A 13,287-nucleotide genomic window follows, 5' to 3' on the forward strand; every position below is an offset into this window, starting at 1 on the left:
CGTCGATGACTCTCGAACAGACTTTACCGATCTGCATTGCCGGCGACTGGCGCCTGGGTCGCGGCGAGCGTTATGCCACGTGCTACCCCGCCACGGGCGAAGCCGTCGCCTGGCTGAATGCCGCCAGTGTCGGCGACGTTGAAGACGCCGTGCAAGGCGCCCATCAGGCGTTTTTGCACAGCGGCTGGGCGCAGCGCAAACCTCACGAGCGGGCCAGCGTGCTGTACCGCATCGCCGATCTGATCCGTGAGCGCAGCGAAGAACTGGCGCAATTGCAGCGCCAGGACAATGGCAAACCGATCAACGAAACCCGTGCCCTGGTGGCCAGCGCCGCCGGCACGTTCCAGTTTTTCGCCTCGGCCTGCGAAACCCTCGAAGAAACCATCACGCCATCGCGTGGTGATTTCGTCAGCATGAGTGTGTACGAACCGATGGGCGTGATCGCCGCGATCACCCCGTGGAACTCGCCGATTGCCAGCGAAGCGCAGAAGGTCGCTCCGGCGCTGGCGGCGGGCAACGCGGTGGTGATCAAACCGGCGGAAATCACCCCGTTGATGGCTTTGCAACTGGCACGCATCTGCGAGGACGCCGGGCTGCCGAAAGGCCTGCTCAGTGTGCTGCCAGGCAAGGGTTCGCTGCTCGGTGATGCGCTGACGCGTCACCCGCTGGTCAAGCGCGTGTCGTTCACCGGCGGCACCAAAACCGGCAAGCACATTGCCCACATCGCCGCCGACAAGATGATGCCGGTGTCGCTGGAACTGGGCGGAAAATCGCCAACCATCGTTCTTGATGACGCCGACCTCGATCACGCGGTGGCCGGTGTGCTGTACGGCATCTTCAGCTCTTCGGGTGAAGCCTGCATTGCCGGCTCGCGGCTGTTCGTCGCCCGCGCGTTGTATGAGCCGTTCATGTCGCGCCTGGTGGCCGCTGCGGCCGAACTGCGCGTCGGTGATCCGGCCGATGAACGTACCCAAATGGGCCCGTTGATCAGCGCCGGCCACCGCGAGTCGGTGGAGCGTTATGTTGCTCTAGGGCTGGCCGAAGGTGGGCGCCTGCTGCTCGGTGGAAAACGTCCGAGCGGCGGCGTGTACGACCAGGGTTATTACTACCCGCCGACCATCCTCGAAGGCTTGAACAACAGCCAACAGGTCTGTCAGGAAGAGATCTTCGGACCGGTTCTGGTCGCCATGCCCTTCGATGACGAAGCGCAATTGCTCGAGCAGGCCAATGACAGCCTGTACGCGCTCGCCGCTGGCATCTGGACCCGCGACTACAAACGCGCCTGGGCGCTGGGCCGAAAAATTCAGGCCGGTACGGTGTGGATCAACACCTACAAACAGTTCTCGATTTCCACACCGTTCGGCGGCTGGCGCGACAGTGGTTTGGGCCGTGAAAAAGGTCGCCTCGGCATCCTGCAGTACATGGAACAGAAAAGCCTTTATTGGGGCATGAATGAACAGCCACTGGCCTGGGCCGGTGTGCAACGAGAGGTTGGGTTATGAGCGTTTTAGGCATTGATGAAGTCACCTACGGCGTCGAGGACCTCGACACCAGCGTGCGTTTTTTCAGCGACTGGGGCCTGACGAAAGTCAGCGAGCAGCCTGACGAAGTGATCTTCGAAACCCTCAACGGTTGCCGCGTGGTGCTCGCCGATATCAACAAGGCCGGTTTGCCGCCCGCCATCGAAGCCGGTTCGACCGTGCGCGAAGTGGTCTGGGGCGTCGAAAGCGACGCTGACTTGACGCTTTATAGCGAACGAATCGCCAACGATCCGGGCTTCATCGAAGCGGATGGGCGCATCGGTTGCACCGACCCCAATGGCCTGGCGATCCGTCTGCAAGTGACCCGCAAGCGTGAACTGGAGATCGAGTGCAGCGGCCATAACACCTGGCAGACCAAAGGCCGGATCAACAAGGCCGCGCCGATCTACGACCGCGCCACGCCGATCGAAGTCGGCCATGTGGTGTTTTTCGTCAAGGACGTCAACGCCTGCGAAGCCTTCTACCACGAGCGTTTCGGCTTCCAGGCCTCTGACCGCTATCCGGATCGCGGGGCGTTCCTGCGCACCGCCGAAGAAGGCGGCCACCACGACCTGTTCATGCTGCAACTGCCCGCCCCTCGCGCCGGCCTGAACCACGTCGCCTTCACCGTGCGCGATGTGCACGAAGTGTTCGGCGGCGGCATGCACATTTCCCGCCGCGGCTGGGCCACGGAAATCGGTCCGGGTCGGCACCCGGTGTCGTCGGCGTTCTTCTGGTATTTCAAGAACCCGGCCGGCGCGCTGGTCGAGTACTACGCCGACGAAGACCAACTGACCGGCGAATGGCAGCCGCGGGACTTCGAGCCGAGCCCGACGATGTTCGCTGAATGGGCGATTGCCGGCGGCATCGATGGCAATACCCGTCGCCAGCAACATGTCGAAGCGCCGCAAGGCAAGTTCCTTACCGACAAACCGAAACCCTGAGCAGGAGTCGTCCATGTCTTCGCTGAATATTGCTATCGCCGGGGCCGGTATCGGTGGCTTGACCGCCGCCATTGCGCTGCTTCGCGCAGGCCATAACGTCACCGTTTTCGAACAGTCGAAAGCCTTTTTGCGGGTCGGCGCCGATATCAACCTGACACCTAATGCCGTACGTGCTCTGGATGGTCTTGGGGTGGGCGCTGCCGTGCGCATCCCGGCCGCTCGTCCAACGCACCGGATCAGCCGTCTGTGGGACAGCGGCGAGGAAACCTCGCGCCTGGAAATGTCCGATGCCGCCGAACAGAAATACGGTGCACCGCAACTGACCATTCACCGCGCCGATCTACTGGCTGCACTGGCGGACGTCTTTCCACCCGAACAGGTGAAGTTTGGCAAACGCGCCGAGCACGTCGTGCAAACCGCCGACGGCATCGAGTTGCGCTTCAAGGATGGCAGCCGTCACGTCACCGATCTGTTGATCGGCGCCGATGGCATCCATTCGGTGGTGCGTAATGCGCTGTTCGGTGATGAGCAACCGCGCTTTACCGGAGTGGTCGCTTACCGCGCCGTCGTACCTGCCGAACGCGTGGCGCATGTGCCGAACATTCAGGCGTTCACTAAATGGTGGGGGCCTACCCCGCAAAGCCAGATCGTGACGTTTCCGCTGAACCAGGGTCGGGACATTTTCATCTTCGCCACCACCGCTCAGGACAGCTGGCATGAAGAGTCCTGGACCAGCGCCGGCGATGCCGATGAGTTGCGCAGTCATTATCAGGACTTCCACCCGGATGCTCGCGCCCTATTGGATGCGTGCAACGAGGTGCTCAAGACCGCGCTGTACGAACGCGATCCGCTGCCGTTCTGGTCCAAAGGTGCGATGACGCTGCTGGGCGATGCCTGCCATCCGATGATGCCGTTCATGGCGCAAGGCGCCGGCCAGGCGATCGAAGACGCGGTGGTGCTCGCTCGCCATTTGCAAGACCTGACCAGCACCGCGCAGATCGCCGATGCCCTGCAGGCTTATCAGCAGGCGCGGTTGCAACGCACCAGTCAGATCCAGATCGGCTCGCGCGGCAACCAATGGCTCAAGGACGGCGGCAACGCCGACTGGGTTTATGGCTATGACGCCTGGGCCGTGCCGATGCCGAACGTGGCGTGAGCAGGACCGTAGCCATGAGCGAGACCTTGCTGGTGACCGTGCTGCTCAAGCACGACCAATCAAAGAACCTGGAAGACATTCAGCGGCACATGAAGCAGCAGGACTGGTGGGAGCGGTTTCCCCCGCAAGGCGTCGAGGTGGTGTCCTGGACCGTGGCCATGGGCCTGGGCCAGATCGTCACCCTGCGGTTGCCGCCGAGTCTGCTGCCGACCCTCAACGTCGAGCTCGAACGCTCGGCCTGGGGCGTGTTCAGCACCGAAGTTTTCCCGACGTATGACTTTATTCCCGTGCGCGAAATGATCCGCGAACGGGTACGTAACGGAGGTCAATGAGATGAGCAATACCGAACCCTACCTGGAGCCCCATCAGGCCCGCAAACGTCCCAACACCCAATTCGAAGAGTTGCTCGGCGACTCCATCGAACGCGCCTTTGGCAACGGGGTGACCGAGTTGCCCGACCTGCTCGCGCACCTGAATCTGGCCGGGCCGCCTTGCCCGCTGACCACCGGAGAGTGGACAGCAGACGCCTATAAAACCCTGATGGCTCGGCTGGGCGAATGACCCGCCGGAGGACAATAAGAAATGAACATGAATACAACCGTCGATCCAGCTGAAAACCTCTTGGCCAACGGGTTGAAAAACCTTTGGTTCCCGGTCCTGCCCTCCGATCAATTGGGCGAAAAACCGGTATCGATCCGCCGTCTGGGCTACAAGATCGCCCTGTGGCGCGACAATGACGGCAGCGTCCACGCCCTGGAAGATCACTGCCCTCATCGCGGCGCGCCGCTGTCCCAGGGGCCGGTGCTGGGTGACCGTCTGCAATGCCCTTATCACGGCGTCGAAGTGCGCTGTGACGGCACGGTCACCAAAGTCCCCGGCAGCCCCGGTTGCAAGCTCGAAGGCAGCCGCCCGACACGCATGTTCCACACCCGTGAAGCCGCTGGCGCGATCTTTCTGTACAACGCTGCAGATCCGCACGTGGACACCCCGCCGGAGCTGGTCCTGCCAGAGCAACTGACCTCCCCCGAATGGAGCAGCTTCCTCTGCTACACCGAGTGGAAAGGCGATTACCGCTACGTCATCGACAACGTCATGGACCCGATGCACGGCACCTACCTGCACAAGATGTCGCACTCCATGAGCGAAGGCGAAGCCACCGCCAAGTTCGTCACCCGCGACACCGACAACGGTTTCTTCTTCGAGAAAGAAGGCCAGCGTGGGGTGAATTTCGACTGGACCGAGTTCATGGACAACGGCTGCCACTGGCTGCGCCTGGAAATTCCCTATCCGAAAACCGGTGGCCCGGGCGGCAACTTCACCATCATCGGCAGCTACACACCGAGCAGCCGTTCCTTGTCGGCGGTGTTCCACTGGCGTTGCCGTCCGCTGACCGGCTGGCAGCGCGACACCTGGCGTTTCCTCTACAAAAATCGCCTGGAAGCACGCCACTGGGCGGTGCTGGAACAGGACCGGGTGCTGCTCGAATTCATGGAGCCGGACGCCAACCAGCGGGAAAACCTCTATCAGCATGACCTGGGTGTGGTGCGTCTGCGTCGCTACCTGAAAAACGCGGCCAAGGCCCAACTGGAGCTGATCGACGCGAAGCAGTTGCCATGAACGCAGCCGTGCATCGTGTTCAGGCCGGCTCGTTGATCGAGCCGGCCAGCGCCACCTGGTCGAATGCCTTGCTGATCGGCAATGAAGTGGTGATGTCCGGCATGACCGGCCATCCCGCTACACGCCTGGCCGTTGTGGCTGACGCGCCGCTCGATACCTACGCCCAGACGCTTGTCGTGTTGCACAAAGTCCGGGCGCTGGTTGAAGCGGCGGGTGGGCATGTCGGCAACATTTACCGGCTGACGGTGTATGTCACCGACATCGCCGACAAGGACGAAGTGGGTCGCGCACGGCGTGACTTCTTCGAAGGTCAGGCGGTTTTTCCTACCTCCACGCTGGTTGAAGTGAGCGCGCTGGTGTTTCCCGAACTGCGGGTGGAGATCGAGGCCGGCGCGCGTCTCGATCTCGATTTGCGTACTGTCGAAAAGAGGTGACCGATGTCCCATTCCTCCCCCCTCACCGCTCGCGTGCACACGCTGCGCTATGAAGCCGAAGGCATCATCAGCGTCGAGTTGCGGCCGTTTGGCGACACGGTGTTCGCCCCGTTTGAAGCCGGCTCGCACATCGATCTGCATTTACCCAACGGTCTGGTGCGCAGTTATTCATTGCTCAACTCGCCAAGCGATCAAGGCCGTTACGTGATCGGCATCCTGCGTGATCGCAACAGCCGCGGCGGCTCGGAATTTGTGCACGCGCAACTGCGGGTCGGCATGCAACTGCCGATCTCGTCGCCGCGCAATAATTTCCAGCTCGACCTGAGTGCCAGACACAGCGTGCTGGTGGCCGGCGGTATCGGCATCACACCGATTTACTGCATGTTCCGCCAACTGCTGGCACTGGGAAAATCCGCCGAGCTGATCTACTGCGCCCGCTCGCGACAGGAAGCCGCGCTGGTTGAGGAACTCAGCGGCTTGAGTGCCAAAGTCGTCTATCACTTCAACGATGAAAAAGGCATGCCGCCAGACCTGAGCGCCTACCTGGCCGATCAGCCCAGCGATACGCACTTCTATTGCTGCGGTCCGACGCCGATGCTCGATGCTTTCGAAAGCACCTGCGAAGGCCTCGGTTACCCTCATGCGCATATCGAGCGCTTCGCGGCGGCCGAACTGCCGCCGTCTGAAGACGCGCAGAGCAGCTACAGCGTCGAGCTGAAAAAAACCGGCAAGACGCTGTCGATCGAGCCCGGTTTGAGTTTGCTCGACGTGCTGCTTGAGGCGGGTTGCGACATCGAATACAGCTGTCGTGAAGGGGTCTGCGGGTCGTGCGAAACACGCGTGCTGGAAGGTGATGTCGACCACCGGGACGGCGTGCTGACCAAAGCCGAACGTGCCGCGAATAAATCCATGATGGTATGTGTGTCGGGTTGCAAGAGTCGGCGCTTGGTACTGGATCTATAACGCGAGTATCAAGTTTCCAGGGTTAAACAGGCCGACAGGTATGTCGGCCTTTTTTATGCGCGTGACATAAAAAACGCACAGTGAACGTGCAGTTTCGTTACCCCTCGACGCGCCCGTTTCATGGGCAATACAAACAAATATGTTTCCCATATAAACAATTGTTTTTATTGAATTTTTAAGCACCTGACAGCTTTCGGAAGTTGGCATAGTTTCTGCTCAGGTAACCCTGAGTTCATAGGCCATACGCCGTATTACCCATGAAACAATAAAAACAGAAACGCACTTAATCAAAGCAACACCCGACGTTATCCGCCCATCGCCACTTTCAAGGCGAACGGAACAGTGTTGCCGGTCACTTTGTAGCGTTCAATTGAGCAGCGGAGTCAACATGAAGCATTACGTTATATGTATGGGACTGATGATGAGCAGTTGCGTGAGCTTCGCCGGTGAACCCGGTCCCGCTGCGCCCATGACATCGACTACCGGTAAAAAGCCATTTCCGCATATCGCCTGGCGCAGCGACGATGGCGAAAGCAGCCTGGACATCGGTGGTGCCCTGCGAACCAACTACCGCGACGAGCATTGGGACACCACCGAAAACAACGGGCGTTTTCTCTTCGACACCTTCCGCATCGACGTACAGGCGACTTACAAAAATCTTTATAGCGATGTCGGCTACTGGTTTCAGGATGACGGCAAGCGCTCCATCGATCGCGGCTTCGTCGGCTACCGCCTGAACAGCAACTCAAACCTGCAACTGGGCGCGCCGCTCAAACCGTTTGGCCTGGAACCCTATCCGCAATTTGGCTGGAGCTATCACCTGCCCTTCTTCATGGGCTATGGCGTCAGCGCCGGCACGGGCTTGAAGTACAGCTATAAGGATCAGGACTGGGATCTGCAACTCGGGTACTTCCCGCGCATGTTGCCTTCCGACATTCGCTACTCGCCGGAAGTCGGGCGTTTTGCCGACCTCAAGGACAATGCCATCCCCTTCACTCAGTCGCGCCAAGACAACGAGAAACACAACCAGATCAACGCCCGGGTCACGCGGACCTTTATCAATGACGGCTGGAAAACCGAGATCGGCGCGTCGGTGGCCGCCGCCCAGTTGTACAACGCCACCACCAAAGACGACGGCGATTACTGGGCCGGCGGTATCCACGCCATCATCAACGCCGGCGCGTGGACCGTCTCCACCCAAGGCATTCGCTACGAGTACGACCCCAAAAACCCTGCCGGTGTCAGCAACGACTCGGTGCTGATGGGCGGCAACGGCCTGACGCCCGCGTACCTGATCGCCTCCAAGGCCACCATTGCTTCGCTGAACGTCGGCTATGACATTCCTACGCCGAAACTGGGTCAGTTGAAGAAGATCAAACTGTACAACGACTACAGTCGCATGATGAAAGACAAGAGCGGTTGGGACGACTCGCAGATGTACACCGTCGGCGCGCAGTTCCTGGCCATGCCGATCATGGCGTGGGTCGACCTGACCTGGGCAAAAAACGCCAACCCCTATGGCGGTGCGGAAAACGGTACGGGCTTTACCAATACCCATTCGGTTGGCAGCAATCAGTGGTATTACCGGACCAACGTCAATATCGGGTACTACTTCTGATCCCGTTATCGCCTCGCCCCTGACGCCCGTCTCTTCGAACAACGCTCGAAAAGCCGCCGCGTCAGTCGGCTCTGCGGGCTCGACATAGCCCCTGAAGCCCGTAAAAGACTCTGCCTATCACGACCCAATACTCCCCCTATTAGCTGACTTCCCAACTGGGGTCTAACCTTACTCGAGCGCCGGCACCATAAGCCGGCCGGTCAAGAGCTGATAAGGAGATAGGAATGGGTCAGAAGCCTGACTAAACCTGCCGTGGGCCACCGTGCAGGCAACTCGATTGCCGCTGTTCAGAATTCCCCTGTGATCAAAACAATCAGTTGATCAAACTGCTGGCCCTGCAGCCTGTGTCATTGGTTTCGCCCGTTGCTGTTTAACGCCCGCGTTGGGCCGGATAGCCGGATGAATACGACCAAAGGTAGCTCACACATGGCAAACGAATCGAAATGCCCGTTCATTAGCGCCGCTGGCGGTGGCACGACAAACCGCGACTGGTGGCCGAACCAACTGAATCTGAAGATCCTCCATCAGCACTCGTCCCTGTCCGACCCCATGGACGAGGACTTCAACTACGCCGAAGCATTCAAAAGCCTGGACTTTGAAGCGGTCAAAAGAGACCTGACTGCGTTGATGACCGATTCCCAGGACTGGTGGCCGGCGGACTTCGGTCACTACGGGCCACTCTTCATTCGCATGGCCTGGCACGCCGCCGGTACGTACCGCACCGGTGACGGTCGTGGTGGCGCCGGTTCCGGTCAGCAACGCTTCGCGCCGCTCAACAGTTGGCCAGACAACGTCAGCCTCGACAAGGCGCGCCGGCTGCTCTGGCCGATCAAGCAAAAGTACGGCCGTAAAATTTCCTGGGCCGATCTGATCGTCCTCACCGGCAACGTCGCGCTGGAGTCCATGGGCTTCAAGACCTTCGGCTTTTCCGGCGGTCGTCCGGACGTTTGGGAACCGGATGAAGACGTCTACTGGGGCTCGGAAAACAAGTGGCTGGGCGGCGACACCCGCTACGGCAAAAAAAACGAGCCCATGCAAGAGCCTGGCGAAGGCCCACTCGTTGCTGAGCCGGGGGAAAATGAGGAGAGCCGCACCGAGCAAGGGCGCTTCCTGGAGAACCCGCTCGCCGCCGTGCAAATGGGCCTGATCTACGTCAACCCGGAAGGCCCGGAAGGCAACCCCGACCCGGTCGCAGCCGGGATAGACATCCGCGAAACCTTCGCGCGTATGGCGATGAATGACGAAGAAACCGTGGCACTGATCGCCGGCGGCCACGCCTTCGGCAAGACCCACGGCGCCGGACCTGCCGACAATGTCGGCGCCGAGCCCGAAGCCGCTGGCCTCGAAGCACAGGGCTTTGGCTGGAAGAACAGCTTCGGCACCGGCAAGGGCGCGGACACCATCACCAGCGGCCTGGAAGTGACCTGGACCACCACACCCACGAAGTGGAGCAACAACTACCTGGAAAACCTGTTCGGCTTCGAGTGGGAACTGAGCAAAAGCCCGGCCGGTGCGAACCAGTGGATACCGAAAAACAACGCCGGTGCCGGCATCATTCCGGATGCTCACGACCCGTCCAAACGTCGTAATCCGACCATGCTCACCACCGACCTGTCGCTGCGATTCGACCCGATCTATGAACCGATTTCGCGGCGCTTCCTGGCCAATCCAGACCAGTTGGCCGACGCGTTCGCCCGCGCCTGGTTCAAGCTGATCCACCGCGACATGGGTCCCCTCTCCCGCTACCTCGGCCCGGAAATGCCGAGCGAAGAGCTGCTGTGGCAAGACCCGATTCCTGCGGTTGACCATGCCCTGGTCAACGACAGTGACGTCGCCGCACTCAAGAGCAAACTCCTGGCCTCGGGCCTGACCGTCTCGCAGCTTGTATCAACGGCTTGGGCGGCGGCTTCGACCTTCCGTGGCTCCGACAAACGCGGCGGCGCCAACGGTGGGCGTTTGCGTCTGGCCCCGCAGAAGTTCTGGCAGGCCAACCAGCCTGAGCAACTGGCGAACGTGCTGGCGAAACTCGAGGGTATCCAAAGCGAGTTCAACAACAGCGGCAAGAAGATCTCGCTGGCGGACCTGATCGTGCTGGCCGGTAACGCCGGCGTCGAACAGGCGGCGAAAAATGCCGGTCAAACCGTGACGGTGCCTTTCACACCAGGACGGATGGACGCCTCGCAAGAGCAGACAGACGTGGAGTCTTTCGGCTTCCTCGAACCCATCGCCGATGGCTTCCGTAACTACCTCAAAGGCAGGTACCGCGTCCCGGCCGAGCAGCTGTTGATCGACAAGGCGCAACTGCTGACACTCACCGCGCCGGAAATGACCGCGCTCATTGGCGGCATGCGTGTGCTGAACACCAACGTCGGACAAACCAAGCACGGTGTATTCACCAAGCAGCCGGAAGCGTTGACCAACGACTTCTTCAAAAACCTGCTGGATATGGGCGTGGAATGGAAACCTCTGTCGGAGGCTAATGAGGAGTTTGAAGGGCGCGATCGCAAAACCGGCGAAGTGAAGTGGACCGGCACCCGTGTCGATCTGGTCTTCGGCTCAAATGCGCAGCTGCGTGCGTTGGCGGAAGTCTATGCAACCGCTGATGCGCAGGAGAAGTTCGTCAAAGACTTCGTAGCCGCCTGGGCCAAAGTGATGGACCTGGATCGCTTCGACGTTAAGTAACACGAGCGTTATCGCTGAAACTGCAACGCCTCCCACTGTGGAGGCGTTGTGCTTTTTGTCACTTGACGCTTCACGCCGTTAGATGGGAAAACGTGCGTGGCCCGGATGCAAGTGTTGGGTTCATAAAAGAATCAAGGAAGACTCATCCAACCATGAAAACCCTATTGTGTTTGCTGATCGCCACCGGCGTCGGCACCGCGTTGCAGTACGCCGGTGTCCCCCATGGCCTGTTGCTGGGTTCGATACTCGCCACCGCGTTGATCGCCAGCAACTTGCGTTTTTCTCCTGCGCTGCCCTTCAGCCTTGTCTACGTGCAAATCGTATTGGGGATCGCGACCGGCCTGATGTTCACCTCGTGGAACAGCCAAACGGCGGCCGCCATGTTGCCGAGCCTGGGCTTCATGCTGCTGGGCCTGACGGTCCAGAGCGCCGTGGCCGGTGTGTGGCTGTTCAAGGTCTCGGGATGGAACCCGAAGGACTCCCTGTTAGCCGTGTATCCGGGCGCACTCGCCGCCGTGTTCGATTTGCTCGAGTCCGAGCGCGCGTCCGGCAAAGTGATCGTCGTGCACCTGGTGCGACTGCTGTCGATCACCGTGCTGGTCAGCTTCTGCATTCCCGGACAGACCGACGTGGCGCTTGCCGAAAGCAGCCCGCTGCTCATGAGTACCGCGCTGACCCTGCTGTCGCTGATCGCCTTGTGCCTGTTGCTCGGCCGCTTGCTGTTGCGCGTCGGCGTTCCGGCACCGTTCATGCTCACCGCAATCGTCGTCACCGGCGTCTACCTCAAGCTCGGCTATCTCCAGGCCTTCCACCTGCCGTCATGGAGTGTCGACACCGCCGTGGTCCTCCTCGGTGTGCTGATTGGCTCGAAATTCAAAGACATCAGCCTCGCAGAACTTGTCCGCCACGGACGGGCCGGGCTGATGGCCGTCGGCCTGATGCTGCTGATCGCAGCAGCGTTTGCCGCAGTGGCCGCGCGGGTTCTGGGCAGCGATCCCTTGTCGTTGTGGTTGGCGTACATGCCTGGCGCCATCGAAACCATCACCCTCGTCGCCTTCAGTGGCGGGCTGAACGTGGTGTTCATCCTGACCCATCACCTGGTGCGGATGGTCGTTCTGCATTTTGCGCCGGCGTTGGTCGTTCAGGCGCGGCGCTGGCGGGAAGATGTTTGAACGCTTGAAGGACTAAGTGGGAGAGATCGTGGCCAGGGCACCAATCAAAATGGTCAACACCAGAAATCCACCCAGGAAAATCGCCATCTTGCCCATTGGGCCTCCTACATTATGAGTTTGCGGTGCAGCGGTTTCCGCGACTGCGGAGCGTGCCGATATTGTGAGCCGGCGGCTGTGTGCATTACAGATGCAGATAGCGCAGGAAAATACGGATCAGAACACCGAACTGGGGCTAGATCGCCTTCAAACGTCAATTCCGCCAGGATCTATTTATGCCGCTGAGTTTTCATAAGATGCACGCCAATGGCGATGACTTCGTTATTGTGGACTCGCGAAATGCGGCCAATCCAATGACAAGTACCCTGGCTCGGCGAATGGGTGATCGGCACCGAGGCGTCGGATTCAATCAACTCGCGGTGGTGCTCGATTGCGATGATGCCGATGCGCGTTTGATGTTCTGGAATGCAGATGGCTCCACGCTGGATGTTTGTGGCAGCGCAACGCGGGGTGCCGCAGATAGGCTGATGCGCGAATCAAATACCACTTCGATAGCGCTCCGAACCAACCGTGGCGTACTCACTTGCGAACGAACGTCGACCGGCGCAATTTCCGTCAGCATGGGAGAGCCGCTTTTCGGCTGGTCGGATATTCCCCTTGCTCTGGAACTGGACACTGCTGTTTTGCCACTTGCTGGTGGCCCAACAGCGTGCAGCATGGGAAATCCGCACTGCACCTATTTTGTGGATGATCTAACAGCCATAGATATAGCGACAATCGGACCGACAATAGAAACCAATCCCCTGTTCCCCCTCAGGACGAACGTGCATTTCGTCCAGATCATTAACCGTAAGCACATTCGGTTGCGCATTTGGGAGCGCTGGGGTGGTATTCCACTCGGTTCAGGTTCCTGCTCTTGTGGCGCCGCTGTTAACGGAATTCGTCGTGGCTTGTTAGACCATTCCGTTGAGGTTGAATGTGATGGCGGAACTGTGACGGTTCAATGGGATGGCGTGGGACCTGTCTTTCTCATCGGACCGGTAGAGGCAATTTTTTCGGGAATGATCACGATCTGAACCCACCCGCAGCCCCGACCGTTCGTCTGATAAACCCTCCTACCTGTTATTTCTGACAGTAGCCAACGCGCTTTCTTCGGGTGTTTGATAGCCCGATCAAGGCCACTT

Annotated in this window: 12 protein-coding genes; all 12 read left to right on the forward strand. The window is 59.9% G+C overall.

Annotation, left to right across the window (positions count from 1 at the left end; genetic code table 11):
* Window positions 1-5: 5 nt before the first annotated feature.
* Window positions 6-1,502 carry an aldehyde dehydrogenase gene (locus ACYZTZ_RS15480; protein ID WP_461998849.1) on the forward strand — a complete coding sequence of 499 codons (1,497 nt, stop codon included), beginning with the start codon at window positions 6-8 and terminating at the stop codon, window positions 1,500-1,502.
* Window positions 1,499-2,464: a VOC family protein gene (locus ACYZTZ_RS15485; protein ID WP_461998850.1), complete on the forward strand. Its 966-nt coding sequence runs from the start codon at window positions 1,499-1,501 to the stop codon at window positions 2,462-2,464. The genes ACYZTZ_RS15480 and ACYZTZ_RS15485 overlap by 4 nt, the downstream gene beginning before the upstream one ends.
* Before the next feature lie 13 nt (window positions 2,465-2,477).
* A complete protein-coding gene (locus ACYZTZ_RS15490) occupies window positions 2,478-3,620 on the forward strand; it encodes an FAD-dependent monooxygenase (RefSeq protein WP_461998851.1) in 1,143 nt (380 codons plus the stop codon).
* Between the two features lie 14 nt (window positions 3,621-3,634).
* The gene (locus ACYZTZ_RS15495; protein ID WP_461998852.1) at window positions 3,635-3,952 is read left to right on the forward strand and encodes a hypothetical protein; all 318 of its coding nucleotides are present in this window, start codon (window positions 3,635-3,637) and stop codon (window positions 3,950-3,952) included.
* Window position 3,953: 1 nt separating this feature from the next.
* Window positions 3,954-4,181: a recombinase-like helix-turn-helix domain-containing protein gene (locus tag ACYZTZ_RS15500; RefSeq protein WP_027923567.1), complete on the forward strand. Its 228-nt coding sequence runs from the start codon at window positions 3,954-3,956 to the stop codon at window positions 4,179-4,181.
* A 21-nt stretch (window positions 4,182-4,202) separates the two neighbouring features.
* Entirely contained in the window at window positions 4,203-5,237 is a 1,035-nt protein-coding gene (locus ACYZTZ_RS15505) for an aromatic ring-hydroxylating oxygenase subunit alpha (protein ID WP_056745372.1), read from the forward strand.
* Window positions 5,234-5,671 (forward strand): RidA family protein, encoded by a 438-nt coding sequence (locus tag ACYZTZ_RS15510; protein ID WP_461998853.1) that lies wholly within the window; start codon window positions 5,234-5,236, stop codon window positions 5,669-5,671. Before ACYZTZ_RS15505 ends, ACYZTZ_RS15510 begins: the two co-directional genes overlap by 4 nt.
* A gap of 3 nt (window positions 5,672-5,674) precedes the next feature.
* Window positions 5,675-6,634 (forward strand): PDR/VanB family oxidoreductase, encoded by a 960-nt coding sequence (locus ACYZTZ_RS15515; RefSeq protein WP_461998854.1) that lies wholly within the window; start codon window positions 5,675-5,677, stop codon window positions 6,632-6,634.
* Window positions 6,635-7,022: 388 nt separating this feature from the next.
* The gene (locus ACYZTZ_RS15520) at window positions 7,023-8,252 is read left to right on the forward strand and encodes a hypothetical protein (RefSeq protein WP_461998855.1); all 1,230 of its coding nucleotides are present in this window, start codon (window positions 7,023-7,025) and stop codon (window positions 8,250-8,252) included.
* 426 nt (window positions 8,253-8,678) lie between these two features.
* Window positions 8,679-10,934 (forward strand): catalase/peroxidase HPI, encoded by a 2,256-nt coding sequence (katG, locus tag ACYZTZ_RS15525; RefSeq protein ID WP_461998856.1) that lies wholly within the window; start codon window positions 8,679-8,681, stop codon window positions 10,932-10,934.
* Window positions 10,935-11,086: 152 nt separating this feature from the next.
* The gene (locus ACYZTZ_RS15530) at window positions 11,087-12,106 is read left to right on the forward strand and encodes an AbrB family transcriptional regulator (protein WP_461998857.1); all 1,020 of its coding nucleotides are present in this window, start codon (window positions 11,087-11,089) and stop codon (window positions 12,104-12,106) included.
* Between the two features lie 272 nt (window positions 12,107-12,378).
* Window positions 12,379-13,179, forward strand: a complete 801-nt coding sequence (dapF, locus tag ACYZTZ_RS15535; protein WP_461998858.1) for a diaminopimelate epimerase — start codon at window positions 12,379-12,381, stop codon at window positions 13,177-13,179.
* Window positions 13,180-13,287 lie beyond the last annotated feature (108 nt).

The organism is Pseudomonas sp. LB3P58 (assembly GCF_054897895.1).